Origin of the sequence: Defluviitalea raffinosedens (assembly GCF_016908775.1) — a bacterium.
Taxonomy (GTDB): Bacteria; Bacillota; Clostridia; order Lachnospirales; family Defluviitaleaceae; genus Defluviitalea; species Defluviitalea raffinosedens.
In genome coordinates this window covers 1-26474 of record NZ_JAFBEP010000027.1, presented here as the reverse complement: position 1 = coordinate 26474, position 26474 = coordinate 1, and the positions used below count along the sequence as shown (strand labels likewise).

Below are 26474 nucleotides of genomic sequence, written 5' to 3'. Positions count from 1 at the left end.
TAGGATTAAATTTAATTAAGAATAATATAATTACATTTTAGGAGGAAGCGCTTATGGACAATTTTATCTTTGAGAACCCTACAAAAATTATTTTTGGAAAAGACATGGAAAATTCAGTTGGGGAAGAAGTAAGAAATTATAGCAAGAAAATTTTGCTTCATTATGGTGGGGGAAGTATCAAAAAAACAGGGTTGTATGATAGAGTGGTTGCATCTTTAAAAGCTGCAGAAATTGAATACATAGAACTTCCTGGTGTAAAACCTAATCCAAGATTAAGTCTCGTGAGAGAAGGTATCAAAATTTGCCGTGAAAATAATATTGATTTTATTTTAGCCGTTGGCGGAGGAAGTGTAATTGATTCTGCGAAGGCTATTGCCATGGGTACTGTTTATGATGGAGATGTTTGGGATTTTTATACCGGGAAAGCTGTTCCTGAGGCTGCTCTTCCTATAGGAACTATTTTAACGATTCCAGCTGCAGGTAGTGAATCCAGCACAGGTTCTGTGATCACCAATGAAGATGGCTGGTATAAAAGGTCTGTCGATTCAACTGTTATCTATCCCAGATTTTCAATACTTAATCCTGAACTTGCCTTTACACTGCCCAAATATCAGGTAGCTTGTGGCGCAGCTGATATTTTAGCCCATTTGATGGAAAGATATTTTACAAATACGAAAAGTGTTGAATTGATAGACAGACTGATTGAATCAACGATGAAAACCATTATTAAATATGTTCCGATAGTTCTTGAAGACTCTACGAATTATGAAGCTTGGGCACAAGTAATGTGGGCAGGAACCGTGGCTCACAATAATTTGTTTAGCACAGGAAGAGTTGGAGATTGGGCTTCCCATAGTATTGAACATGAAATCAGTGGAATCTATGATGTTGCCCATGGGGCAGGATTAGCTGTTGTTTTTCCTGCATGGATGAAATATGTCTATAAACATGATATAAATAGATTTGTTCAATTTGCCGTTAGGGTATGGAATGTTGAGCAAGATTTCTTTGATCCTGAAAAAACAGCATTACAAGGTATTGAAAAACTGGAAGAATTCTTTAAAACCATAGGACTTCCAATTCGTCTAGAAGGTTTGGGAATTACCGATGACAGGTTGGAAGAAATGGCGGACAAAGGTACAGATTCGGACAGAAGGACATTAGGAAATTTTGTAAAGCTTGGAAAGCAAGATGTTTACAATATTTTAAAACTGGCTCAATAATAGAAGTTAAAAGTTAGTATCCCCGGGATACTAACTTTTTTTGGTTATTAATCGGTTATGATGCTTTTTTCCTTAAAAATTGGAAAACGGAATTGAATAAATAGATGTAATTATTACTTTTTTATGGTACAATGAGTACTGGTTATCATGATTTATAAAAAGCGCAACGGAAGGAGCTTACATTATGAGACGAAAGTTTTGCATTGCATTGACCTTTGTGTTTTTCCTGATGAATTTTATTCCTATTGCTGCTCAGGAAGTTTCATTACCTTTACAATCAGAAGCAGTAATTTTAATTGAAGAGAATACCGGTAAAGTATTATATGAGAAAAATTCAACTCAAAAAATGTATCCGGCCAGTACCACAAAAATACTGACTGCATTAATTGCTTTAGAAAATGCAGATTTAAATGAGGTTATTAAAGTAGGTAATGAAGTGTATCAAGTACCTTTAGATGCAAGTAAAGCAGGACATAATCCTGGAGACGAAATTACTTTAAAAGACTTGCTGACATCTTTATTATTGCCTTCAGGTAATGATTCTGCATATGTTATTGCTTCGTATATATCGAAAAAAACTACTGGCAATAATGAACTGGATCTTAACAGTGCCATTGCACAATTTGCCAATATGATGAATGAAAGAGCCAAGGAAATAGGAGTAAAAGATTCGTATTTTGTCAATCCACATGGGTATCATAACGAAAACCACTATACAACAGCTTATGATTTAGCCTTAATTACAAGGGAGGCTTTAAAAAATCCTGCATTCAAAGAGATTGTAAAACAACCTACTGCAGATATAGGGAACTCATCCAGCCCAAATCAACGAAAATTTTCTTTCAGAAATAGAAATTTACTTTTAGATTCAAGAAATAGTGACACATATTACCCTTATGCCACTGGAGTAAAGACGGGATTCACTGATGAGGCAGGGGAATGTCTTGTTGCTTCAGCAACAAAAGATCATATGAATTTAATTGCCGTATTATTAAAATCTCCTACGGATGCTCGATGGAATGATGCGAAAACCTTATTTGATTATGGATTTGAGAATTTTAAATATTATCAAGTTGCTAAAAAAGGAGATGTGATTGATCGAGTATATGTAGAAAAGCATTCTCCAAAAGGACCTTCTGAATTGGAAGTTCTGATCAAAGAAGATTTTACAGGATTATTTCATAAAGATGATATTTCTCACATAGAGAAAAAAATTTCCTGGAACCAGGAGCCCCTCGTAGCACCGATTACAGAGGGACAGACAGTTGGAGCAGTCACTTTTACTTTGAACGGAGAAGAATTGTCGAAAATAGAGCTTATTGCTAAATATGGAATAGAAAAACGTACCATTTGGGATGTAATGTTTTCTCTTAATGCAGTTCCTTATTGGTGCGGCGGAATAGGTGGTGTTTTTATTATAACCATGATTTCTAATGCAATCAGAAAAAGAAAGAATCGAAGAGGCCTTCATTTTAAATAGTTCATTTATATAAATTATTTTAATATTTTGGAGGGAAAAGTATGGAGATTACAAAAAGAAGTTTTGGAACAACAAAAGACGGAACAGAGGTGTTTATCTTCAAACTCTCAAATGCTCAAGGAATGAGCACAGAAATTACTAATTTTGGAGGGATTATCGTCTCTATTTTTGTACCGGATAAAAATGGAAAAGTAGATGATATAGCCCTTGGATTTGACAATCTGGATAGCTATCAGAAACCAGGTCCTTATTTTGGAGCAATCATTGGACGTCATGCGAATCGAATAGAAAATGCTGAGTTTGAGCTTAATGGACAAGTATATCATCTGGTTAAGAATGACGGTAATAATCATCTTCATGGTGGGATCAAAGGTTTTGATAAAGTGGTATGGACTCCGGAAATTATAAAAACTGAAGAAGGAGAAGCATTACAGCTTACGTATTTAAGCAAAGACGGAGAAGAAAATTATCCTGGCAATCTTGAAGTAAAAGTCATCTATTCTTTAAACGATAAAAATGAGTTAAAAATTGATTACTACGCGGTTTCCGACAAAGATACGGTAGTTAATCTTACAAACCATACTTATTTTAATCTTGCTGGTCACGATTCAGGAGATATTCTAGATCATCAACTCATGATTACTGGAGATCAATTTACTGTGATTAATGATGAGTGTATTCCTACAGGAGAAATCAGGGATGTTAAAGGAACACCTATGGATTTTACTACTTTAAGACCAATCAGAGATGGAATTGATTCAGACGATGAGCAAATAAAATATGTTAAGGGTTATGATCATAACTGGGTATTAAATGTTAGTGGCAAAAGTCCAGAAAAAGCAGGAGAATTGTATGAACCCAAGAGCGGAAGATTGATGGAATTTTATACAACAAAACCTGGTGTGCAGTTTTATTCTGGTAATTCTTTTGATGGCTGTGACAAGGGAAAAGGTGGAGTTGTTTATGAAAAATGGGGTGGATTATGCCTTGAAACTCAATATTTCCCCAATTCTTTAAAACACAAACATTTTCCTTCTCCTATTCTTAAAGCAGGGGAAGAGTATAAACACACTACAATTTATAAATTCTCAATAAGCTAAATACGTTAATGGAAAAAAAGAAGGTAGATGTTCCGATAGAAGGAAATCTACCTTTTTTTATTGTTATAATGAATTAGAATTTAATAAAGATGCCTAAAATGCCTGCGCCAATGATGTAAAGGATAGGATGTTTTTTATACTTGATAATGAAATAGAGTAGTATAGCAAATAGCAAGATAGCCTTAAAATTAAATAATTTTAGGAGTGAACCTGTTGCAGCAAATTGAGTGATGCTAAGCAGGGCAATCTTTGCTACTTCAAATCCTGCTGCAGCGATGAGTCCGATGACAACAGGACGTATTCCATTAAGGCTTGCCCGGACAACAGGGTGCTCACTGAATTTCATATAATAATGAGCAATCAGTATGATAATAATAATAGACGGAGTTACGATGCCTAAGGTTGCAATAATAGATCCTATAATCCCTGCAGTCTTATAACCTACAAAGGTAGCCGTATTGATTCCGATTGGTCCGGGAGTAGATTCTGAAATGGCAATCATATTGATTAAATCATAAGAAGAAAACCAGTGATACTTTTCAATAAGTTCTTGCAGGAATGGCAAAGTAGCAAGCCCACCACCAATGGCAAACAAACCAATCTTAAAAAATTCTATAAATAGTAGAAAGTAAATCATTTTGCATCCACCTTTTTACTTTTATTAAGATTTATAATAGTGCCTGTAATTCCGCCAATGATGATCATAATAACCGGCGATAGATCTGTGAAAGTAATTAATAAGAAGGAAAAAATAAAGAATGCGATTCCAATCCAATTCTTGATAGATTGCTTCCACATTTTAACAATAGTACTGGTAATAAGTGCAACTACAGCAACTCTAATGCCGCCCAAAGCATTTTGCACAATGGGGTAGTCCTGAAAATGTTCAAAAAAAGTTGCTATAATAGTTATGATGATTAATGAAGGAAATACTACTCCCAGTGTAGCAGCGATTCCTCCAATGATTCCTTTTCTTTTGTAACCAATAAATGTAGCAGTATTTACTGCGATAATTCCTGGGGTACACTGACCAATGGCATAGTAATCCATCACTTCTTCGTTGGTAGCCCATTTTCTTTCTTCGACAATTTCTTTTTGAATGATAGGAAGCATAGCATAGCCACCACCAAAGGTAAAACCACCTATTCGACAAAAAACTAAAAATAAATCTATGAGTTCTTTCATAAATATGCTCCTTTAGTGATTCTAATTAATGAATACATAGAGATATGATATACTAATTTAGATTTTTTAGTATGAATTTAGATAAAATACTATAAGAAAAAGCTACTGACAATTCCAATAGCTCAATATTTAAAAGTTTAATTGCTATCATGATCCTGAGATGGGATTTTTGAAAGCAGCATAACAATCAATGTAATCAATATAATAATAACAAATATTCCAATCATACCTTTCCACATGATTTCCAGTGAAAGTAAAAAGTTATTCAACATAGTATGTATACCCCTTTCTTTTATCGAGTTATTAAAGCATTTTGGTGAGTAGATTCAGAATAATACCTCCTGCTACTACTGAACCAATTTGTCCAGCTACATTTGCACCAACAGCATGCATCAGAAGATGATTTGTGGGATCTTCTTTAAGCCCCATTTTTTGAATCACACGAGCGGACATAGGAAAAGCAGAAATACCTGCAGCACCTACCATTGGGTTAATCTTTTCTTTCAGAAAAAGATTAAGAATCTTGGCAAACAATACTCCACCAATGGTATCAAATACGAATGCAACTAATCCAAGGCACATAATGAACAGAGTATCCAATTTTACAAAAGCTTCTGCAGTCATACTGAAGGATATTGTAATACCTAATAATAAAGTTATAAGGTTTGCCAGGGTGTTTTGTGCTGTTTCTGATAAGCTGTTTAAAACGCCACATTCCCTGATAAGATTCCCGAACATTAAGAAACCGACCAAGGCTACGGAAGTTGGTGCTACGAGACCAGCTATAAAAGTTACGATAATAGGGAAAAGGATTTTTGTTCTTTTAGAAATAGAATTTGGATTATAAGGCATTCTGATGAGTCTTTCTTTTTTGGTTGTAACAAGCTTAATTGCCATGGGCTGAACAATTGGTACCAATGCCATGTAAGAATATGCAGCTACGGCAATTGGGCCTACATATGCTGAACCAAGAACCTGTGATACAAGAATTGATGTAGGCCCATCAGCAGCCCCTATAATTCCGATGGAAGCAGCATCCTTTAAATCAAAGCCCAGTAATGTTGCCATGGATAATGCAAAGAAAATACCAAATTGCGCTGCTGCACCAAATAAAAACATTTTGGGATTACTAAGTAATGGACCAAAATCAATCATTGCACCAATACCGATAAAAAGTAAGATGGGCATGGCTTCCGAAGCATTAATACCTACTTCAAATAACCATTGTATAATTCCGTGAGTTTCTCCAATACCTGTAAGAGTTTGATTTAAAACACCTGATGCAGGAAGATTAACTAAAATGGCCCCAAAACCCATAGGGAGCAATAATGCTGGTTCAAAGTCCTTATAAATTGCTAAGTATATAAGGAGTGCGCCAATTCCATACATAATGATCTGCTGAGGTGTGATTGATAAAATTCCTGACACTAAAAAATCCATAGATTATAATCCTCCTATATTTTAATTTTCCATTCCTCATTATATCATAATCTTCTTAAATGTACAGGTTGAATATAACATTAAAGCAATTTTTACTGGTTATGTAGTTTGAATATTTGACATTCGTAAATTCTTAACGTAAAATGTCATTATTCCAAATGCATTATGAAGCTTAATCGCATATAGAGTATTGCTTTGTAAAAAAGTGCATTAAATAGTGCAATTTTGCTTATAATATTTGGAAATAAATTTTTATATATTAATTAAAATTGTAGTAGGAAATGATTTAAATGAGTTGGAGGAGGTACATAATGGATACAAAAGTATTAGAAAAATATGCAAGACTTCTTGTAAAAACAGGAGTAAATATTCAAAAAGGACAAACCTTAGTGATTTTAAGTCCTATTGAAGCTGCACCATTTACAAGAATTGTTTCTGAAATTGCTTTTAAAGAAGGAGCAAAAGATGTACAAATATTATGGAAAGATGAAATATCTACAAAGATAAAATATCTTCATGCACCAAATGAAGTGTTCGAAGAATATCCCGGCTGGCAGAAAGAGTTTTATAATGGATATGCGAAAGCAGGAGCTTCTTTTTTACATATAAGTGCTACAGATCCTGAACTCCTTAAAGATGTTGACCCTGAAAGGGTTGCAAAATATCAAAAAGTAACCAATATGGCATTAAAAGAGTACAGAGACAGAACCATGAGGAATCAAAATGCCTGGTGCATTGCCTCTATTCCATCGGTCTCCTGGGCAAAAAAAGTATTTCCTGATTTGTCTTCTGAAGAAGCTGTGAATAAGTTATGGGAGGCAATTTTAAAAACAGTTCGCGTAGACGTGGAAGATCCTGTTGCTGAATGGGAGGAACATAAAAAGAATCTGGAAAAGAGAATGGAGATTTTAAATTCCTATAAGTTCCAGTATCTCCATTATAAAAATGAATTAGGCACTGATCTTACGATAGAACTTCCCGAAAACCATATTTGGATGGGAGGAGCAGATTTTACTCAGGATGGTCTTGCTTTTATTGCCAATATGCCAACAGAAGAAGTATTTACTCTTCCTAAGAAAACAGGCGTTAACGGAAAAGTCGTAAGTTCCATGCCTTTAAACTATAACGGAAGCTTAATAGATAACTTTTCTCTTACTTTTAAAGATGGAAGAATTGTAGATTTTACTGCTGAAAAAGGGTATGAAAACTTAAAACATCTTATCGAAACCGATGAAGGTTCTCATTACTTGGGAGAAGTAGCCCTGGTTCCTTATGATTCACCGATCTCTAATCTTAAGATTTTATTCTATAACACATTATTCGATGAAAATGCTTCTTGCCATTTAGCTATAGGTGAGGCATATTCTCCTTGTATAAAGGGAGGAGAAAAAATGTCACGCGAAGAATTAGATAAAGAAGGGGCAAACGATTCTCTTGTCCATGTAGACTTTATGGTGGGAACAAAGGATTTGGAAATTATCGGAACCACCTTTGACGGAAAAGAAATTCCTATCTTTAAAAACGGTAATTTTGCATTTTAGAATTAAAAAAATATTATGTTGCTTTTGTAAAATAGAAAGGTTGAGTTTTTGGAGTAAGACAAATTTTTTTATTTTATTTCAAAATAAAGGGGCTGTGGTATTAGCAAATAGAATTTGTTAATACTACAGCCCCAAAAATTTATTTTGTTTTTAATTCTTTCTGGTATTCTATATAAGCATAAGCCATTATAAATATTATCAGAATAGATAGAGCCGTCATAAAAATGATGAAACTTAAAGAACCTCTGATGAACGAAGTACATACCAGAATTATACCCACCAGCATAAAGCCTATACCGCCGATCCTATGAGTTTTCTTCCATACTTTTTCACTGGCCAGGGTCCAAGGAAGCCTAATCCCTACAAAATAATTAAACCGTAGTTGAGACATGTAATTTCCCATCACTGCAAAAAGGATACCAATGATGAGTTTAATGAAAAAATCCATGTGTTTAATGATATTGAAAGTTGCCAGCACTGTAAGCCAATGTATTGCAACAAGCGTTAATACAGTACTTATAGATATGATAGAATAGGCTTTACTGTGTTTTTTATAATTTTCTTTTTTTGGATCCAGTTTAGGGCCATAAAGCATTAGCAAATAGATCATTGCAGGCAGCGCTGCTAGAAAGAAAATCATATATTTGGAACTATAATCATTTATTTCACCGTTAATGCCCCAGTTCGTAGGAATTTGTTCCGGCAAAAAAGGAAAAACGATAATAGTTCCAATGAAAGAAAGTACAATTAAAAGCCAAATCCATTTATTATGTTTCATAATATCACTCCTTGTCTTTAAAATCATAAATCCACCCAATCAGTTCCTGAAATGCAGTGGTATTAAGGGAATAAATAATATTTTGCCCTTGTCTTTCGGTTTGAACCAGTTCGGCCTGCTTTAATATGTTCAAATGATGGCTTAAAGAAGGTTTACTGATATCGAATTTTTCTGCAATTTCGCCGGCGGTCATATCTTTTTCCCGCAGCAGTTTTAAAATTTTTCTTCTGTTTTTGTCGGATAAAGCTTTAAAAATACTGTCCAATTACGTCACTCCTTTCAATTAGATATTTAGATGATTATCTAAATATCTAATTGAATTATAACATGATTATTTTATTGCTTCAATATAGAATTTGCATCGTTCTCATTTTTAATAGTTTTAGTTAATATAAATAAAATGTAGTTTTAAAATAGGAGGATTTGCATATGGACTATTTTTCATTGCCAATGATTCCGCCGGGACAGCATAAATTACCGCCCTTACCTTACCCGTATGAAGCGCTTCAGCCGGTTATAAGTGCTGTAACTTTACGTATTCATCATGACAGACACCATAAAGCCTATGTGGATGGACTGAATAAAGCAGAGCTGAAATTAGTAGAATTGAGGAAAACAGAGGATTTTGATTTAATTAAATATTGGGAAAATGAACTGGCTTTTAATGGCTCAGGACATATTTTGCATAGTATTTACTGGACTATTATGTCTCCTGTTGGAACGGGAGGAAGACCTGGATCTGAAACGCTTAATCAAATCAATCGATATTTTGGAAATATAAATGCCTTTCAAAAGCAGTTTACAAATGCTGCTGAAAAGGTTGAAGGGTCTGGTTGGACGATACTTACATGGCAGCCCACATGGCGCAGGCTGGAAATCCTTCAGGCAGAAAAGCATCAGGATTTAACTCAGTGGAGCGGCATTCCCATATTAGTACTAGATGTTTGGGAACATGCCTATTATCTGGATTATCAAAACAGAAGGCAAGAATATGTAAATGCATGGTGGAAACTTGTGGATTGGACTGAAGTAGAGAGAAGGTTGCTTTTGGCAATGAGAGGACTGGTGCCTATGACAAAGGATGAATATAGATGGTAGACTTGGGGACAATGATGTCCCCTTGTTTCATTTACTCTTCTTGCTGTATAATAAAACATATAAAATAAAAGAAAGGGTATTAAAATGAACTTATTATCCGCTGAAAATATTTCAAAGTCCTTTGGAGAAAAAATATTATTTAAAAATATATCTTTTGGAATTAATGAAGGGGAAAAGGTTGGAGTAATTGGCATCAATGGAACAGGGAAAAGCACTTTCCTAAAGGTTTTAATAGGAATTGAGCCACCAGATAGTGGCACGATCTCTACAGCCAACGGCTTAAGGATAGAATATCTTTCTCAAAATCCGTTTTTTGAAGATGATGCCACCATACTTCAACAAATATTTAGTGGGAACAATCCAGTCATTGAGCTGATTAAAGAATATGAAGATACATTGGACAAGCTTAGTAATGACCAGGAAGATAAAGATTTACAAGAAAAATTATTGAAACTCAATCAAAAAATGGATGCTGCAGATGCCTGGACAATGGAAAGTGAAGCTAAAATGATTTTAACTAAACTGGGGATCACTTCTTTTGCTGCAAAAGTAGGGACTCTTTCAGGAGGACAACGCAAAAGGGTGGCCTTGGCTGGGGCCCTCATTCGCCCATCGGATTTATTAGTATTGGATGAACCTACTAATCACATTGACAACGAAACGATTTTATGGCTGGAAGATTATTTGAATAAGCGCAAAGGTGCATTGATTATGATTACCCATGATCGATATTTCCTGGATCGAATAGCCAATAGGATTATAGAGTTGGACTTGGGCCAGCTTTATGAGTATAAGGGAAATTATAGTGATTTTCTTGAGGCAAAAACCTTGAGACAAGAACAATTAAAGACCATGGAAGAAAAAAGACAAAGTTTGCTCAAAAAAGAACTAGAATGGATTAGGAGCGGTGTGAAAGCGAGAGGAACAAAGCAAAAAGCCAGAATAGACAGATTCGAAAAGTTAAAAGACCAGAAGATCAATATCTCTTCTGACAAGATGGAAATATCCGTAGGAATAAGCAGATTGGGTAAAAAAATTATTGAAGTTGAAAAGATCAGTAAATCTTTTGAAGAAAAATATTATATTAAAGATTTTAGTTATATTCTATTAAAAGAAGACAGGATTGGAATTGTGGGTCCTAACGGCAGTGGCAAATCAACTTTGCTGAATATTATGGCCGGTATCTTAGAGCCAGATTCGGGAAAAGTTGAAATTGGCGAAACCGTGAAAATAGGGTATTATACTCAGGAAAATAAAGAGATGGATGAGAGCCTGAGGGTAATAGACTATATTCGTGAAGAAGCGGAATATATTACTACAGGAGACGGTACTAAAATCAGTGCTTCACAGATGCTGGAAAGATTTCTCTTCCCGTCTCATTTACAATGGACCCCCATTTCAAAGCTTTCAGGGGGAGAAAAAAGAAGACTGTATTTGCTTCGGATTTTAATGGGTGCTCCCAATGTACTCCTTTTGGATGAACCTACGAATGATTTGGACCTTCAAACCTTAGAGATATTGGAGGAGTATTTGGACGAGTTTTCAGGGCCAGTGCTTACAGTTTCCCATGACAGATATTTCCTGGATAAAATTGCAGAAAAAATATTTGCTTTTGAAGGAGAAGGCGCCATAAAAAGTTATCCCGGAAACTATGAAGATTATCAAAGCAGAATTAAGAGTAAAAAAACAGAAGAAAAAAATAATTCTTCTGTTAAAGATGAAAAAAGAGATACGAGGATCAAAAGGAATGATTCAAAGCCTAAATTTACTTATAGAGAAAAGCAAGAGTATGAAAATATAGAAAGCTGGATAGAGGAAGTAGAAAACGAACTAAAAGCAATTGAAGATCAAATCAATCATGCTCAAAGCGATTATGTACTTCTGCAAGAATTGGCAAAAAAGCAAAAGGAATTAGAAACAAGACTGGAAGAATTAATGGAGCGATGGGAATATCTTAGCGAGTTGGCTGAAAAAATTAATGCAAGTAATTAATTCTATTTATCTTTTTCTGTTTGCAACGAATGCAATAATGATTGCCAGGATTGCAGCTAGGCAAATAATTCCACCAAAAATAATTATTATTCCAGAGAATACCAATATTATCAACCCCTTTAGTTTTTTCAATATTATAACATAGTTAAGAGGCTGGAACAATCTTTTCCAGCCTTTCGTTATGCAATAAAAAGATTAATTTGCCTGCAAAGACGAAATATTCATATTTCACAAATGTGACTTAGTTGCTTTTTGTAAAAGATTATTTTTCAACATTTCTTATGAGAAGATTTCTAATTTTTTTATCTTCGTTGTTTTTTAGCATTTCATATCTTTTAATACCTAACTGAGCAAGGAATTGCAATGCATTGAGATTATCAAAAGGAGTTTTCATTGGAGTAGCATTGGCATATTCATCTACCCTTTTTGATCCTTCTTCAATAGAATTAATTGTTCTGGGTCCCCCAACACATCCACCGATACATCCCATACCTTCTATAAAAGTGGCATCCATTTCACCCGCAAGAAGCTTGTCCAGACCATCCTTGCATTTTTTGGCCCCATCAAAGGCTTCCGGCTTAAAAGGAAGATCAGAACGGGGGTCCAGTCTTTTCACCGTTAATTCTACGGCCTTGCTAACTCCTCCTGTTCTTGCATATATCCTTCCGGCAAAAGCTGCTTCTTCTCTGTTATCTTCCGGCAGATTTTCAAGATCTATATCCAGTGCATTAAATATTTCATATAATTCCCTGAAAGTGAGGACAAAGTCAATGGCATCGGCCAGATTCTCCTCTTTTGCTTCATTTTTTTTGGCAATACATGGACCTATAAATACAACTTTTGCATTTTCATTTAAGGCTTTAATGACGCGTCCTGCTGCAATCATGGGAGATACAGCCGGAGACATATGATCCAGTAAAGAAGGATATTTTTTTTGAATCATGCCTACCCATACAGGACAACAGCAGCTAGTAATAAAGAAATCTTTATTATTCTCAATAATATGTTTATATTCATAGGCTTCTTTCATAGTTAAGATATCAGCGAAGGTTGCAACTTCAATCATATCTGAAAAGCCTATCATTTTTAAAGCAGTTCTGATTTTTCCGGGTGTAATTGATGGATCAAATTGACCCACATAGGCAGGAGCGATGGCAGCAAATACAGGGTATTTTTTTTCCTGAAGCAGATTTACAACAGGAATAAACTCAATTTTGTCTGAAATTGCTCCCAGAGAGCATTCTTCTATGCATTGACCACATCCGATACATTCATCGGTACTCATACAATCATGGCTGTGAATTGGACAAGAACCTTCATGGAACCGATTACAGCGTTCACATATATTTTCAATTACCGACACCAGAGGTTTTTTGACTTTATCTAAACTTAGAGCTTGTCTGGCTTCTTCTCTTAATGATCGATCGCTTTTTACAGGATCAAGTCCCATGGATAATCGGATATAATTTTCTACGATTTTTCTTTCTTTTTCATCTTGTATATTTTCAATGATTTTCTGAGGAAGTTCTTCTATTTCTTCTTCTAATTTTCCAAACCAGGCCAGTTTAACAAGTTCATTGAATACTTTCATTTTGTATTTTTGTATATAATTATTTGATGTATTACTCATAGGTACCTCCATTGTTGATTTTCTATTTATAAGATTACCCTATTCTTTTAAAGATATAACTTTTAATTCAGTAAAAATATTGATTTCTTCTGTGAGATATATTATTATTTTTATGTTCGAACGTTTTATATATTTTTAAGTTTAATGTTCATATATATAAATCCGGCGATATGGGCCTGATGTTTCTACCGAACTACCGTAAATAGTTGTAGGCTATATATGCATATTTGATAGGGAGTGATCAATATGAAATATGATGTAGTTATTGTAGGAGCAGGACCGGCAGGAATTTTTACTGCATTGGAAATGGTAAAAAATAAGCTGGACAAAAAAATATTAATCATTGAACAAGGCAGTCCAATTGATCGAAGACGTTGTCCTAAAGAAAAAGCAAAAGAATGTGTGTCCTGTAAGCCTTATTGTCATATTACCACAGGTTTTTCAGGGGCTGGAGCATTTTCCGACGGGAAATTATCTTTAAGCCATGAAGTAGGAGGAGATTTGCCTCAACTCATAGGAAGTGACATAGCACAGAAATATATTCAATATACGGATCAGATCTATCTTGATTTTGGAGCAGACCCCAAAGTAGAGGGACTGGATAATACAGAAAAAGTAAAAGAGATCAGAAGAAAAGCGATTGAAGCTGGACTTAAACTGGTAGACTGTCCCATTAGACATCTGGGTACAGAAAAAGCTCAAGAAATATATTTGAAAATTCAAAGGCATCTTTTAGATTCAGGAGTAGAAATCAGATTTCATACGGCTGTAACGGATATTGTTGTTGAAGATGGAGCAGCAAAAGGGGTTATAGCTGTTGATGCCGGAAGCAAAAAAAATGAAAGTATTATTTATGGGGAGAGGATTGTAGTAGCTGCTGGCAGAAAGGGAGCGGATTGGCTAAAGACCATGTGCGAAAAACATGGCATAGCTCACCATGCTGGAACGGTAGATATTGGTGTAAGAGTAGAAATTCGTAATGAAATAATGGAGAAAGTTAATAATGTTCTTTATGAATCTAAACTAATAGGATATCCGGCACCTTTTAAAAATAAAGTAAGAACTTTTTGCCAAAATCCAGGAGGGTTTGTTAGTCAGGAAAACTATGACAACAATCTGGCAATCGTGAATGGCCATTCTTATAAAGAAAGAAAGTCAGACAACACTAATTTGGCTATCTTGAGTTCACATAATTTTTCAGAACCTTTTAATCAACCAATCGAGTATGGCAAAAAGGTTGCGGAATTGGTTAACATGCTTGGCAATGGCAGAATTCTGGTTCAAAGATATGGAGATATTTTGGATGGTAAAAGAACATGGCAGGAAGAATTGGATCAGTCCAATGTAAAGCCTACACTCCCTGACGCAGTTGCTGGAGATTTGACTTCTGCTATGCCTTATCGAACGATGATGAATATACTTAATTTTATTGAAGCCATGAATATTGTAGTTCCTGGATTTGCCAGTCGTGAAACTCTGCTTTATGGACCAGAGATTAAATTTTACAGCAATAGAATTAATTTAGATAAGAATTTTGAAACTAATATTAAAGGGTTATATTGCCTTGGAGATTCCAGTGGATGGACCAGAGGACTGATGATGGCATCGGTGATGGGTGTTTTGATGGGAAAACATTTATCTGAATAAGAATTTAAGCAAGATGGCAACTGTTTCGCCTTTGAAAGCTTGTTTCCTTTTATGAAGACGAAGTTTTCTATCTAAAAATATAAGGACTCCTTGTGGAGTCCGCTTAAAAGGGGGGATTTGGGAAGGTATTTATTGCTACGATTTTATTATAGTTATAAAATATGAATTAGATATGAACAGAACATTACAGGTTGATGATATTTAAATATGTAATGTTCTTTTTATTTTTTCTTTTATTCGATCCGGCAGTTTATAGTATAAACTGATTAGAATCAGTGCAATGGACATCAAAACAATAAAGACAATGAGCGACCAGGAAAGATGTATCTTTCGATTGGCCTGAAAGTCAAGGATGCATTCTAATGCCGCGGAAAATAATGATATGCTTATGCATAAATGAGCAGGAACAAAAACAAACTGATTTTTTAACCTGCTTCTGTTATAAAGATATAAAAGAAGCAGTAAAACCAGCACTGCCAATATTGTAATTGGAAGGGCGTAGGAGTAAAACCAGGTAAGTTTCCCGTCTACATGATCCAGGCCATAGGTTAGACAGAGCGTAATGAAACCTAAGGATAAAGTAGAATAATACTTGCTACGAATATATCCAAAAAGAATAGAGATATAAAACCAACCTGAAATAACACTTATGATACTGTAAGTAATAGCAGGGGGAATGACCCTGAAAAAAGACCGGATGGTCATTAAAACCAGTACTGCACTAAATATTAAAATTGATAGGGTAAAGAAAACCTGATTCTTTATCTTTAAAAGGTTTTCAAAATATATATTCTCTGGTTGAGGAAACTTATTTTCATAAACTGGCTGATTTGCATCATCATTAATTTTTGGCATAGGAAAAGCGCATAATGGACAATTTTTAACTGTATGCTCCAATTCCACTCCGCATTTTGGACAGTACGGCATACCATCACTCCCTATTGGTTTCTATTTTTACGGGAATATTCATTTTTCGAATTTTACGGAAAAAGATTTTTTCTATTTCTGTATTTTTAGTTAGACTTCCGAAAGAAATATAAAGCTTGTCTTTATAGCTTACAACCCCAACTTTTATAATATTTCCTCTGCTGGGAGGCGGGTAGAATTCAAACCGTTCGATCAGGTGCTCTATGGATTTGGGCATGCTAATAAGACCAAGGTTTGAAATACTGCTTGTATAATTTCTTTCAGCATATTTATTGTATAGAACGGGCATAAGCAGATTTTTGATAAAAAGGGGCGTTAGTCTTATAAAAAGGGACTTTTCATTTTTTACATTTTTATGGATATATTGACTGATATTTTTAGGGGTTACCGCTATTTTCATATAGCTTTGGATGTAATCGATCATTTCATGAATAGAATAAGTCCCTAATCGAAAATCAATCTGAGGGGTAATACTTATAAAAAAATTTCTCATTGTTTTTGAGGGATAAAGATTTCTTAGGTTTACCGGAAGATTCATAACCACCGGATGCCGAACTTTTATTTTATGAATATGAATATATTCTTGAATAGCATCAAAATATAAAGCCAATAAATATTGCGTTAAAGAAGCATGGTGTTCTTTTGCAGCAGCAAGAAGGGGTTTTGCGGGTATAATGCCTGTAATAATATGGTATTCTCCTTTGGAATTAAGTTTAAAAGGAAAATGGAAAGCCTTATTGAGCTTTGGAGGATCCGGTATATTTTTTTGGTAATATTTATGGAAAGCGTCTTCAGCCTCTTCCTGGTCTATTGGCTCATGGGGAAAAAATATCCCATTCTTTTCATCAAGGGATAAATCATTGTCAAGAAGTCTGAAATATTCTACGAGCAAAGATTTTAAAAAGATAACAACCCCTGTACCATCCGTAATGCTATGGGATATTTCGACACTGATTTTTTTATCATAATACAGCACTCGGAAAGGAAAAGACTTCTTACGTTTGTAAAGCATGAACATGCAAGGATAAAAGGTTTCTTTTTCCACTAAGGGAGAGTTTTCTGTATATTCAAAGTAATACCAGAAAAGTCCCCGCTTAAGATTTACTTTATAATAGGGGAAGCGTTCTATGATATTGTTTAATGCTGTTTGCAAAAGTGTGGGATCGACTTCCTCATATAAAGTAGCAGAAACCCGAAATACCGTAGATACCCTTGTAGAGGTAATAGAAGGGTATAATTTTCCGGCATTGTCGAGTTTGTACCAATTTTTCGTGTGTTGCCTCATACAGACCACCCAGTAATTTCATTAAATTAATTTTGTTGTCCACGATTCGCAATTCCATACTTCGGTTGCTATGTCAGAATAGAATTCTGGTTCGTGAGAGATAAGAAGAATACTTCCTTTGTAAGCTTTTAATGCACGTTTTAATTCAGATTTTGCATCTATATCCAAATGGTTGGTGGGTTCATCAAGAACCAGCAGATTTGTTTCTTTGTTAATTAGTTTGCAGAGTCTTACCTTTGCTTGTTCGCCGCCGCTTAAAACCATTATTTTACTTTCGATATGTTTTGTAGTCAAACCACATTTGGCCAAGGCGGCACGAACTTCGAACTGAGAAAAAGAAGGGAAATCTTTCCATATTTCTTCTATACAGGTATTATAATTACTTTTTTTGATTTCCTGTTCAAAATAACCTATATGAAGATAATCACCTAATTCTACGGAACCTGAAAGTGCTTTGATTTCTCCCAGGATGCTTCTTAGGAGGGTAGTTTTCCCAAGACCGTTGGCCCCTACCAAGGCTATTTTTTGACCTCTTTCCATTTTAAGATTCAGAGGCTTGGAAAGAGGTTGGTCATAGCCGATGACCAAATCTTTTGTTTCAAAAATTAATTTCCCTGAGGCTCTGGATTCCTTGAAATGAAATTCCGGCTTTGGTTTTTCTTTGGCTAATTCTATGATCTCCATATTATCAAGTTTTTTCTGCCTGGACATAGCCATATTTCTTGTGGAAACCCGGGCTTTATTTCTGGCAACAAAGTCTTTTAGTTCAGCAATTTCCTGTTGTTGCCTTTTATATGCGGCTTCTAACTGCTGTTTTTTTGCTTCATAAATCTGCATAAAGTTATTATAATCTCCGACGTAACGATTTAATTCTTGATTTTCCATATGGTAAAATAAATTAATAACACTATTTAGGAAAGGGATATCGTGAGATATAAGAATAAAGGCGTTTTCATATTCCTGAAGAAAACGTTTCAACCATTCAATATGTTGCTCATCAAGGTAATTGGTAGGCTCATCCAAAAGCAATATATCAGGTTTTTCTAAAAGAAGTTTTCCAAGCAACACTTTTGTTCTTTGACCGCCACTTAAATCATTTACGTCTCTATCCAATCCCACATCTTCCAGCCCTAATCCTCGTGCAATTTCCTGAACTTTGGCGTCAATCATATAGAAATCATTATGGGTTAAAATATCTTGAATCATTCCAAAGTCTTCAAGCATTTTTTCCAGTTCTTCCGGATCAGCTTCGGACATTTTTTCACATAACTCATTCATTTCTTTTTCAAGATCAAATAGATATTGAAAAGCACTTTTTAATACATCTCGAATTGTCTGTCCTTTTTGGAGTACCGTATGTTGGTCGAGGTAGCCTACCCGGACACGTTTTGCCCATTCAATAGTTCCCTGATCTGGTTCAAGTTTTCCGGTAATAATATTCATAAAGGTAGATTTTCCTTCTCCATTGGCTCCAATTAGGCCGACATGTTCCCCTTTTAAGAGACGGAAGGACACATTGTTAAAAATAGCTCTGTCTCCAAAGCCATGACTTAGATTTTCTACAGTTAAGATACTCATATTCTGCTCCTTATCTTATGAGAAATTTCAAATGTTATTATACACTGGATGATATGCGGGAGTAAACCTTTCTTTAAGAAAGAGGCACAAAAAAACTAAGAACTCCAGAGGAGCTCTTAGTTTACTCGGTTTTAATTGCACTTAAGGCTGATAATTTCATAGCTCTTCGGGCAGGGAAGTAGCCAGCGATCATACCAATCAAGCTGCTAAAAATTAATGCCGCGCCCAAAAGCCATACAGGAATAACTGAAACATAGGTTTTTACGCCTTCTTCTGGAGAACCTACAAACATATTTCCTAAAAGATCTCCTGAACCGAATCGATTAAGAAGATAAGAGATCAGAAGGCTAATTAAAATTCCTATCAGTCCTCCTAAGAATCCAATCATTCCTGCTTCTATTAAGAACATCTTTTTAATGTCTGTAAGGATAGCACCTATTACTTTCATTATTCCAATTTCTCTTGTTCTTTCATAGATGGACATGATCATCGTATTCGTAATACCCAGAGCGGCAACAAAAAGAGAAACTGCACCTATGCCTCCTAATACCATTTGAATGCCTTTATACATATTTTTTACTTCTTTTAGTCCGTCTGACATACTGTATGCTTCAAATCCCATATTGCGGATTTGCTCTAAAACTCCTTCTACGGAATGGACATCATTTGCTTTTACTCTCACAGTTTGATAGGTGAATTTATTGTCATTTCTTTTCTTTGTAATTTTATCTCCGTTGGCTTTCTGCAATTTCTTCTCATAATCCCGTTGCTGCAGGATGAGTTTTTTTACAGATTCTACAGGCATATAACAACGGTAATTGGTTTCGTAATTTTTTTCTTCCAACATACCTATTACCTTAACATTAGTGGGGTGAGGTGCTTTTACAGCTGGCTTTTCAACATTTCGCTCTCCATAAGATTGGTCGAAAGTGATTTTTACAACTTGATCCATCATTTCAAAGGGCGCCTCAACGTCTCCATCCCAAAAAAATCTTCTTCTATTGTTTGACCCGATTTTTTCAAACCACGTTGCGATTTGACTGCCGGCAATCATTACCATCCGATCATCTTCGTTAAATTCTCTTCCTTCTTCCACACTATAGCCAAGAGCTTTCATAGCCGCTGGGGTAATGCCTATAATATCAATATTTGCTTTATATCTTCCGACTACAGCAGTCACATATATAGATAATTCAGGCAGTACCATTTCCACATTGGGGAGGTTTTCAAATTCAGCCACTTCTTCATCAGTAATAAAGGGAGTTTCATCGTAAGATGTCCTTTTACTGTAGTCTGGCCAGACTTCGATAACAGATAAATCTCCCCAGCGTTTCATGGAATTTTCTAAATTCACATTCATTGCAAAACCTAAAGAAAGCATGAGGACAATTGAGCTGGTACCAATAATAACCCCTAATATAGTAAGGGAGGTGCGCAATTTGCGCCGCCACAAATTGCGCATACTCATCAGTATTAAGTCTATGCTATTCATCTAAGGTCATCTCTTTCTGTTTTCTTTTTTTCTTTATGAAAATGAATGCTCCAGCTCCTAAAGCAACCACAATTACGGTTATGATCCAGACAACAGGTTTTTTATAAAACGGTTTATTTTCCATGTCAGGAGGCATCATGCCGTCTGGTTCCATACCCATTTCTTCCGGAGAAAAAGATTCAGAGACATTCATTGTAAATGGAACTCTTAATTCTTGTTTTTCACCGGTTATTTCTTCATAAGATACAATCAGTTCTCCATTACATTCACCAGCTTGAGTTGGAATAATAACGCCTTCAAAATATTCTGAGTTTCCTTGCTCAAAGTTTCCTACGAATAAACTGGCTTCCTGTTTTTCAAAAGGTCCTTCTAAAGAGATCAAAAGGTTTTTTATATTTGTTCGGCCTGTATTGAAGATTTGAGTGATGACATAGGTAGGAGATCCCACCATTACTTCTCCATCAATTCTTATTTCTCCAATATCAATTTGAGTACTTTGTTGTACGGGAATACCGATTTTTGCTGTTTCAGTATAGGCTTCTCCGTTCGCATCTTCATATTCCATTTCAACAGTTACTTCATAAGTTTTCGGACTGGCATCGGGGACAGTATACATACGGACATTTTTTATGATTGTGGCACTGGGACTAAGTTCAGCAATATAGAACATATTGCTTTGTCCGCTTACAGGGGTGAAAACGGTACCAGTGTCCTCCTTATCATCCTTACCTTTTTCATTAATGGTCAATGTAGCTTTGAGATTTTGAACGACTTTGGAGCCATGGGTATTGGTGAATCCCAAACTTAGATCGAATTCTTGACCAGCCCTTACAATTTGAGGATTTACAGTATATTCTCCTATAATCACCCTGGGTTTACTTTTAGAGTTTCCGTTTTTATTTCCATCCACATTAATTCCGGCATATTGGCTGAAAGTTACTACATCGGTTGCTCCCTGGTAGGGGAGATATTCTACTTTGATTTCAAGCGGATAGTTTCTGTATTCAGCATCACTGCCTGCCCAAAAAGTTGCTGAAAAATTCTTTTTGGCACCAGCATTAAACTCCTTTAAGGAATAAATATTTTGAGATTTAGGTTTTAAGATTTCTCCACCGTCAAGGGTAATTTTAACATTCTTGGCATTATATTTAGAGTTGTTTACCAGAGTGAATCCAATAGTAAAATCTTCTCCAACGCCCACTGAATAATCTGGAGCAATAATATTTTCTATAAATAAATCAGAAACACCAAAGGCTTTTCCATTTAATGAAACAAAGATCTGCTGTGTACCTTTTTGAGCTGTTGATGTACCGTCTGCATAGGTATATTCAATATTGACCGGTTCAACATTTCCTTCTAATGTACCTGCTGCCATTACTTTAAATTGAACAGATTTTGTTTCTCCCGGATTAATGCTGGATATGTAGGAAGTACTGCTTCCTTCTATTACAGACAGCCCGTCTTTTTTTAATCCTGTTAAGGTAATTTGCACATTTTTAGCAGCAGCTTTTCCCTGATTGCTTGCGGTAATTTCCAAAGTAGCAAGCTGCCCGGGAGTAATAGGCGCAGTGTTTTTTACACCAAAACTAAGACGAGCAGGCATTTGGGTTTCTGACACTCGAACATATACGGTATCAGTCCCTGAAAACTTATCATCGGAGGAGTTGGTATATTCATATTTTATAGTAATGGGATAAACTCCGGGTTCAGCGGTACGATCTGCCTGAACACCGAATTCTAAATAGTTGATGCCATCTTTTCTTATGGAACTAAAATATAATTTTTGTATATCTTTAACGAGAATGGGGAATTTGTCCCCTTGTTTGCTGGATTCAATAGTAACCGTTACATCTTCAGCTGTAAAACCTCCGGCATTTACAAAAGGAAGGCTTACTTTTTTATATTCTCCTGCACCAAGTTCAATGACTTCATCATTTACAAGGGAAATACGAGGTTGATATTTTTTGGTGTCTATTATAGTAACTGAATCGTCAATTGCTTTACTTCCTTCAATAGTTTTAATTGGAGTTGCTGGCTTTCCAGTATCATCTATTTCTTGATAAGTAATTGTATATCTTATAGTTCTATTGCCTCCGCCTTTATATTCCAATTTTCTGGAAATGTATGGCAATTCCTTATCCGAGTTGCCAGGCGTTAAGTCTGCTGTTATATCAGTACTTCCAAGGCATCTAAATCCGTTGCCAAATTCGATAGATTTTAGACGAACTGATCTTGTGCTAGTTGCTGCATTAGAGACTTTAATTTCTACTGTAAGTGTATCTCCAGCCTCGAGTTTATTACTAGGCACATAAATTTTATCTATCCAAGTACTCACTTCTACATGTTGATCTACTTCTAACGCTTGTATCATTTTAAATGGGAAAAGACTAAATGAAAATATAAGTAGTATAAAAATAGCCAATAGATTATTCTGCTTTTTCATAAATCATTTCATTCCTTCCGTCGTTTTTTGTTCTATGGAGATGATTTCTCCGTCTTTCATATGAATAAGCCGATCGGCATAATCAGCAATTTCCGTATCATGTGAAACAACCACCATGGTTTGATTATACTTTCTTGCCATACTTGTCATAAGTTCTAGTATTTCAATTGTAGTATTGGTATCGAGATTTCCTGTGGGTTCGTCTGCAAAAATAATGGTAGGACGATTGACAAATGCTCTGGCAATACTCACTCTTTGCTGCTGGCCACCACTCATTTCATTGGGCTTATGCTTTAAACGGGAACCCAAACCTACGGCTTCCAGCATTTCTTTTGCCATAGTTTCTCTTTTTTTCTTTGGGACTCCTTGGAAAACAAGGGGTAGACATACGTTTTCCAATGCAGTAAGAGAAGGTATTAAATTATAAGACTGAAAAACAAAGCCTATGTACTTTTGTCTAAATTTGGCAAGCTGTGCTTCATTCATCTTCTCAATATAGTGCCCTTTTATTTGCACACTGCCTTTTGTAGGCTTTTCTAATCCGGCTATCATATTGAGCAGAGTAGATTTGCCTGAACCCGATGTACCCAGCAGACAGCAAATCTCTCCTTGAAAAATTTGTAAATCTATTTGCTTTAAAGCGACAATTGTTTCTTGCCCCATGCGGTATACTTTTCTAATTCCCTGTATGTTAATAATTGGATCCAATTACATTCCTCCTTTCTAATTTTCTAATTTTTGACACACGGCTTCATTTTACCATATATTTCATCGGATTGTGTTAAAAAGGTATTAAATAAGTATTACGAATTGCTTATTTATATAAAGGAAATATTGAATTTTTTTAGTACATTTGTTCATACATTAATAATATCAAGATCAGTTGAGAGAGGATGTTAATGTTAAAAGGAATGGCTTTATTGGAAATAGGAAAATTTTTTTTGCCCCAAGGAGCAGTCTTTGCACCGATCAAAAATTATAATAATTATTCTTTTATTCAAAAAGGAGATATTGATGGAGATGGGGATGAAGAAATTATTGTTGGCTACTTGTGGAGAAAGCAACCTTTTGTAATGATTTTAAAAAACATAAAGAACAGATGGTACAGGATATCAACGATCAAAGGTAATGGCTATGATATTCATTCCATAGAACTTGTATCAACTTCAGAAAATAGAAGGAGCCAAAAAGATTTGATTATAAAATGGATGAAAGATAAGAAGACTCTTGCAACGAATGTTTTTACATGGAAAGCAGGTAAATTACATAAACTTGAAGAAGAAACCAGATATAGCAGAAAAGAAGAAGTGCTTGCTAATGTGGAGAATCTTCATCCAATTAAAGCATATCAAATTGGAGGTGTTCTGTGGGGGTATATCGATGACTTAGGAGAGATTGTGATTCCTCCTCAATACGATTATGGAGAACCTTTTCAAGAAAATGGATTAGCAGTTATAAGTGTAAATGAATTATATGGGGTGATTGACTTAGAGGGAGCTTATGTGATTTCGCCACAATATTCATATATCGGAGAATTTTCAGAAGGGCGAGCTCAAGCTAGAGACGGAAATGAAACTAGATTGATCGATGAGAAAGGTAATATTTTATTTTCAACCAATGGAAATATATTGCCCATGATCAATAATAGAGCTTCATTCTCTATAGTGGACAAAGAGAATGAATGGAAGTACGGATATATTGATCGGGAAGGCAATGTTGTCATACCGCCTCAATATAGATATGCCAGAAGTTTTGAAAATGGAATGGCGGTTGTTGAACATCTGAATGGAGAGTTTTCAATCATTGACAAGGAAGGAAATATAATTTCTCATTTAGATTATGCGTTTGTTGGGGGGATAGGGGAAGGGTTGCTCTCCTTTCAAGAGGCATTCGGTGAAAAATATGGATATATCGATCTAGAAGGAAAAATTATTATACCTGTTCAATTTGACATTGCTGAAGAATTTAGAGATAAAAGAGCTGTGGTAGGCATTCAACAGGATATAGGTTTTCATTATGGATTGATTGATCAGCAGGGAAAATACGTTATTTCGCCTCGATATAACTATATCCGAAACTTAGGGGAAAACCGTATTGCTCTGGGAATTCCGGCTCATGAAAACAATCCTGTTTGGGCTGATTCTAAATATGCAATTGGTGATCTGGACGGAAATATTTTAACGGACTTCATTTACTATGATCTTACAGATTATAATAAAGGGTATGCTTCTGCCAATGACGGCCAGAGAACATTTTTTATTAACAGAGAAGGCAAAAGAGTGAGTCGTTTGCCTGTAGTTAAAGGAAATGGTTCTCTTGTTTTTGAAGGAAAGATCATAAAAGGAAATATTGATTACAGATTAATCTATTTAGACAGAGAAGGGAAGGTCATTTGGCATGAGGAAAACTCGATTCAATTGAATGAACAGTTCAGAGTTCAGGAAAGGAAATATGCTCCCAATAGATATTATGTAATATATTATCCTGAAATTATAGGTATCAAAGATGAACTCACAAGGAAGCAGGTGAACGAAAAACTTCAGAAGATGTCAAAAGGGGAAGATATTTATAAAGATGAAATAATGGATTCAACTTATTATGGAGATTACTTAGTATCTTTTTTTAAAAATAATTTAATTGGTATTGAATTAAATGGGTACAGTTATACCTTCGGAGCAGCTCATGGTATGCCGACTAAAATTTGTACACACATTAATTTAGAGACAGGAGAATTTTATGAACTAGGAGATCTTTTTAAGAAAAACAGTAATTATGTAGAGATTTTAAGTAAAATGATCAGAGATCAAATTATGGAAGAAGGAAAAGATTCTTACATCTGGTTGGATAGCTATCAGGGCATTAGACCCAATCAATCCTTCTATATTACCGATTCTACTCTTCATATTTACTTTGACCCTTATGAAATTGCTCCTTATGCAGCGGGATTTCCTACGTTTGCGATTCCCTTTAAAAACATTATGAATATAATCGATACGGAAGGTGATTTTTGGAGAAATATACAAGGGGATTGATTATATTATATTGTGAGAAGGATCAGGCGGCCCACTGGCTGCTTTTTTATATATAGGAAATTTCTCTGGATTTCCTATACAATAAAAATCCTTTTGAGCAGGATGGAAACTTTGGCGTATTGTATTTTGTCGGCTTTGCCAATCACGTTCAGTGCGAAAGATCTATTTGCTGATCTACTGGATATGGCTATAATAAATTATAATTAAATAATAAAATTATAAAAAATGTTGACAAAAAGTATTTAGATGTGTTAATATAACACTCGCGCTGTTGAGAGATGTTAATTAACTTCGCAGCTATGCGATGAATTGAATGAATTGGAAGTATTTTCCGCTTGATTTAATCAATTCAACGTGATAAAATGTAGTTCCTGTCGCCAAGAAACCTAGCGGTGGGATTGTTAGAAAAAGTTTTAAAGAAATTAATGAGAAAAACAGTTGACTTAAAAACTAAAATGTGATATACTTTATTCTTGTCGACGAAAGATGACAAATAACGACAAGCACTTCGATCTTTGAAAACTAAACAGCACACCAAATAAAACCCAATCAATTCCATTGATTGAAGGATAGAAAAAGCTAGCAAAGACTAGCAAGGATTAT

At 35.1% G+C, this 26474-nt stretch carries 22 protein-coding genes and 1 riboswitch; of the genes, 8 read left to right on the top strand and 14 right to left on the bottom strand.

Going from position 1 to position 26474, the window contains the following annotated elements:
* Positions 1-53 precede the first annotated feature (53 nt).
* The 3 genes from JOD07_RS14045 (at position 54) to JOD07_RS14035 (ending at position 3803) form a co-directional block, all read left to right on the top strand.
* Positions 54-1223, top strand: a complete 1170-nt coding sequence (locus JOD07_RS14045) for an iron-containing alcohol dehydrogenase (RefSeq protein WP_204614406.1) — start codon at positions 54-56, stop codon at positions 1221-1223.
* Positions 1224-1407: 184 nt separating this feature from the next.
* Positions 1408-2703: a D-alanyl-D-alanine carboxypeptidase family protein gene (locus JOD07_RS14040; protein ID WP_158741673.1), complete on the top strand. Its 1296-nt coding sequence runs from the start codon at positions 1408-1410 to the stop codon at positions 2701-2703.
* Between the two features lie 41 nt (positions 2704-2744).
* Positions 2745-3803, top strand: a complete 1059-nt coding sequence (locus JOD07_RS14035; RefSeq protein ID WP_158741672.1) for an aldose epimerase family protein — start codon at positions 2745-2747, stop codon at positions 3801-3803.
* A gap of 73 nt (positions 3804-3876) precedes the next feature.
* Here JOD07_RS14035 and JOD07_RS14030 read toward each other — a convergent pair whose 3' ends face one another.
* The 4 genes from JOD07_RS14030 to JOD07_RS14020 all read right to left on the bottom strand — a co-directional run bounded on the left by JOD07_RS14030 (position 3877) and on the right by JOD07_RS14020 (position 6428).
* Entirely contained in the window at positions 3877-4440 is a 564-nt protein-coding gene (locus JOD07_RS14030) for a chromate transporter (protein WP_158741671.1), read from the bottom strand.
* Positions 4437-4988 (bottom strand): chromate transporter, encoded by a 552-nt coding sequence (locus JOD07_RS14025; protein WP_204614405.1) that lies wholly within the window; start codon positions 4986-4988, stop codon positions 4437-4439. Before JOD07_RS14025 ends, JOD07_RS14030 begins: the two co-directional genes overlap by 4 nt.
* A 137-nt stretch (positions 4989-5125) precedes the next feature.
* Entirely contained in the window at positions 5126-5260 is a 135-nt protein-coding gene (locus tag JOD07_RS15720; protein WP_279380866.1) for a hypothetical protein, read from the bottom strand.
* A 31-nt stretch (positions 5261-5291) separates the two neighbouring features.
* Positions 5292-6428 (bottom strand): sodium ion-translocating decarboxylase subunit beta, encoded by a 1137-nt coding sequence (locus tag JOD07_RS14020; protein ID WP_158741669.1) that lies wholly within the window; start codon positions 6426-6428, stop codon positions 5292-5294.
* 311 nt (positions 6429-6739) lie between these two features.
* Here JOD07_RS14020 and JOD07_RS14015 point away from each other — a divergent pair, with 311 nt between their 5' ends.
* Positions 6740-7969: an aminopeptidase gene (locus JOD07_RS14015; protein WP_204614403.1), complete on the top strand. Its 1230-nt coding sequence runs from the start codon at positions 6740-6742 to the stop codon at positions 7967-7969.
* A gap of 139 nt (positions 7970-8108) precedes the next feature.
* Here JOD07_RS14015 and JOD07_RS14010 read toward each other — a convergent pair whose 3' ends face one another.
* On the bottom strand, positions 8109-8747 hold the full coding sequence (locus JOD07_RS14010) for an SdpI family protein (RefSeq protein WP_158741667.1): 639 nt from the start codon (positions 8745-8747) through the stop codon (positions 8109-8111).
* A 4-nt stretch (positions 8748-8751) separates the two neighbouring features.
* Entirely contained in the window at positions 8752-9012 is a 261-nt protein-coding gene (locus JOD07_RS14005) for an autorepressor SdpR family transcription factor (RefSeq protein WP_158741666.1), read from the bottom strand.
* A 164-nt stretch (positions 9013-9176) separates the two neighbouring features.
* Between JOD07_RS14005 and JOD07_RS14000 the strand changes: the two genes are divergently transcribed.
* Together JOD07_RS14000 and JOD07_RS13995 are read left to right on the top strand one after the other, a co-directional pair.
* Positions 9177-9845 carry a superoxide dismutase gene (locus JOD07_RS14000; protein WP_204614401.1) on the top strand — a complete coding sequence of 223 codons (669 nt, stop codon included), beginning with the start codon at positions 9177-9179 and terminating at the stop codon, positions 9843-9845.
* 84 nt (positions 9846-9929) lie between these two features.
* Positions 9930-11837, top strand: a complete 1908-nt coding sequence (locus tag JOD07_RS13995; protein WP_158741664.1) for an ABC-F family ATP-binding cassette domain-containing protein — start codon at positions 9930-9932, stop codon at positions 11835-11837.
* A gap of 6 nt (positions 11838-11843) precedes the next feature.
* Here the strand turns inward: JOD07_RS13995 and JOD07_RS15715 are convergent, their stop codons facing one another.
* Together JOD07_RS15715 and JOD07_RS13990 are read right to left on the bottom strand one after the other, a co-directional pair.
* Positions 11844-11969, bottom strand: coding sequence for a hypothetical protein (locus tag JOD07_RS15715; RefSeq protein ID WP_274596597.1), 126 nt, complete (start codon positions 11967-11969; stop codon positions 11844-11846).
* A gap of 130 nt (positions 11970-12099) precedes the next feature.
* Positions 12100-13467, bottom strand: a complete 1368-nt coding sequence (locus JOD07_RS13990; protein WP_243429342.1) for a [Fe-Fe] hydrogenase large subunit C-terminal domain-containing protein — start codon at positions 13465-13467, stop codon at positions 12100-12102.
* Between the two features lie 132 nt (positions 13468-13599).
* Positions 13600-13703, top strand: a riboswitch (purine riboswitch).
* A 10-nt stretch (positions 13704-13713) separates the two neighbouring features.
* On the opposite strand from JOD07_RS13990, the gene JOD07_RS13985 reads away from it, so the two are divergent.
* The gene (locus JOD07_RS13985) at positions 13714-15114 is read left to right on the top strand and encodes an NAD(P)/FAD-dependent oxidoreductase (RefSeq protein ID WP_204614397.1); all 1401 of its coding nucleotides are present in this window, start codon (positions 13714-13716) and stop codon (positions 15112-15114) included.
* Between the two features lie 201 nt (positions 15115-15315).
* On the opposite strand, the gene JOD07_RS13980 is transcribed toward JOD07_RS13985, so the two are convergent.
* From JOD07_RS13980 to JOD07_RS13955, 6 genes are all read right to left on the bottom strand, one after another.
* The gene (locus JOD07_RS13980) at positions 15316-15969 is read right to left on the bottom strand and encodes a hypothetical protein (RefSeq protein WP_204614395.1); all 654 of its coding nucleotides are present in this window, start codon (positions 15967-15969) and stop codon (positions 15316-15318) included.
* Between the two features lie 76 nt (positions 15970-16045).
* Positions 16046-17326 carry a hypothetical protein gene (locus tag JOD07_RS13975; RefSeq protein WP_158741660.1) on the bottom strand — a complete coding sequence of 427 codons (1281 nt, stop codon included), beginning with the start codon at positions 17324-17326 and terminating at the stop codon, positions 16046-16048.
* Positions 17327-17347: 21 nt separating this feature from the next.
* Positions 17348-18904 (bottom strand): ABC-F family ATP-binding cassette domain-containing protein, encoded by a 1557-nt coding sequence (locus JOD07_RS13970; RefSeq protein ID WP_158741659.1) that lies wholly within the window; start codon positions 18902-18904, stop codon positions 17348-17350.
* Positions 18905-19025: 121 nt separating this feature from the next.
* Positions 19026-20396 (bottom strand): ABC transporter permease, encoded by a 1371-nt coding sequence (locus JOD07_RS13965; protein WP_204614393.1) that lies wholly within the window; start codon positions 20394-20396, stop codon positions 19026-19028.
* The gene (locus tag JOD07_RS13960) at positions 20389-22839 is read right to left on the bottom strand and encodes a COG1361 S-layer family protein (RefSeq protein WP_204614391.1); all 2451 of its coding nucleotides are present in this window, start codon (positions 22837-22839) and stop codon (positions 20389-20391) included. Before JOD07_RS13960 ends, JOD07_RS13965 begins: the two co-directional genes overlap by 8 nt.
* A 3-nt stretch (positions 22840-22842) precedes the next feature.
* Positions 22843-23502 (bottom strand): ABC transporter ATP-binding protein, encoded by a 660-nt coding sequence (locus tag JOD07_RS13955; RefSeq protein WP_180322482.1) that lies wholly within the window; start codon positions 23500-23502, stop codon positions 22843-22845.
* Between the two features lie 236 nt (positions 23503-23738).
* Between JOD07_RS13955 and JOD07_RS13950 the strand changes: the two genes are divergently transcribed.
* Positions 23739-25871, top strand: a complete 2133-nt coding sequence (locus JOD07_RS13950) for a WG repeat-containing protein (protein ID WP_204614389.1) — start codon at positions 23739-23741, stop codon at positions 25869-25871.
* The last annotated feature ends 603 nt before the right edge of the window (positions 25872-26474 follow it).

Bases quoted from the DNA above. Each gene is read 5' to 3' on its own strand.
- JOD07_RS13965 (WP_204614393.1), bottom strand. From the start codon at position 20,396: ATGAATAGCATAGACTTAATACTGATGAGTATGCGCAATTTGTGGCGG.
- JOD07_RS13980 (WP_204614395.1), bottom strand. From the start codon at position 15,969: ATGCCAAAAATTAATGATGATGCAAATCAGCCAGTTTATGAAAATAAG.
- JOD07_RS14000 (WP_204614401.1), top strand. From the start codon at position 9,177: ATGGACTATTTTTCATTGCCAATGATTCCGCCGGGACAGCATAAATTA.
- JOD07_RS14040 (WP_158741673.1), top strand. From the start codon at position 1,408: ATGAGACGAAAGTTTTGCATTGCATTGACCTTTGTGTTTTTCCTGATG.
- JOD07_RS14020 (WP_158741669.1), bottom strand. From the start codon at position 6,428: ATGGATTTTTTAGTGTCAGGAATTTTATCAATCACACCTCAGCAGATC.
- JOD07_RS14015 (WP_204614403.1), top strand. From the start codon at position 6,740: ATGGATACAAAAGTATTAGAAAAATATGCAAGACTTCTTGTAAAAACA.
- JOD07_RS14010 (WP_158741667.1), bottom strand. From the start codon at position 8,747: ATGAAACATAATAAATGGATTTGGCTTTTAATTGTACTTTCTTTCATT.
- JOD07_RS14035 (WP_158741672.1), top strand. From the start codon at position 2,745: ATGGAGATTACAAAAAGAAGTTTTGGAACAACAAAAGACGGAACAGAG.
- JOD07_RS13995 (WP_158741664.1), top strand. From the start codon at position 9,930: ATGAACTTATTATCCGCTGAAAATATTTCAAAGTCCTTTGGAGAAAAA.
- JOD07_RS15720 (WP_279380866.1), bottom strand. From the start codon at position 5,260: ATGTTGAATAACTTTTTACTTTCACTGGAAATCATGTGGAAAGGTATG.
- JOD07_RS14045 (WP_204614406.1), top strand. From the start codon at position 54: ATGGACAATTTTATCTTTGAGAACCCTACAAAAATTATTTTTGGAAAA.
- JOD07_RS13960 (WP_204614391.1), bottom strand. From the start codon at position 22,839: ATGAAAAAGCAGAATAATCTATTGGCTATTTTTATACTACTTATATTT.
- JOD07_RS14025 (WP_204614405.1), bottom strand. From the start codon at position 4,988: ATGAAAGAACTCATAGATTTATTTTTAGTTTTTTGTCGAATAGGTGGT.
- JOD07_RS13950 (WP_204614389.1), top strand. From the start codon at position 23,739: ATGTTAAAAGGAATGGCTTTATTGGAAATAGGAAAATTTTTTTTGCCC.
- JOD07_RS14030 (WP_158741671.1), bottom strand. From the start codon at position 4,440: ATGATTTACTTTCTACTATTTATAGAATTTTTTAAGATTGGTTTGTTT.
- JOD07_RS13970 (WP_158741659.1), bottom strand. From the start codon at position 18,904: ATGAGTATCTTAACTGTAGAAAATCTAAGTCATGGCTTTGGAGACAGA.
- JOD07_RS13975 (WP_158741660.1), bottom strand. From the start codon at position 17,326: ATGAGGCAACACACGAAAAATTGGTACAAACTCGACAATGCCGGAAAA.
- JOD07_RS13985 (WP_204614397.1), top strand. From the start codon at position 13,714: ATGAAATATGATGTAGTTATTGTAGGAGCAGGACCGGCAGGAATTTTT.
- JOD07_RS13955 (WP_180322482.1), bottom strand. From the start codon at position 23,502: ATGGGGCAAGAAACAATTGTCGCTTTAAAGCAAATAGATTTACAAATT.
- JOD07_RS13990 (WP_243429342.1), bottom strand. From the start codon at position 13,467: ATGAGTAATACATCAAATAATTATATACAAAAATACAAAATGAAAGTA.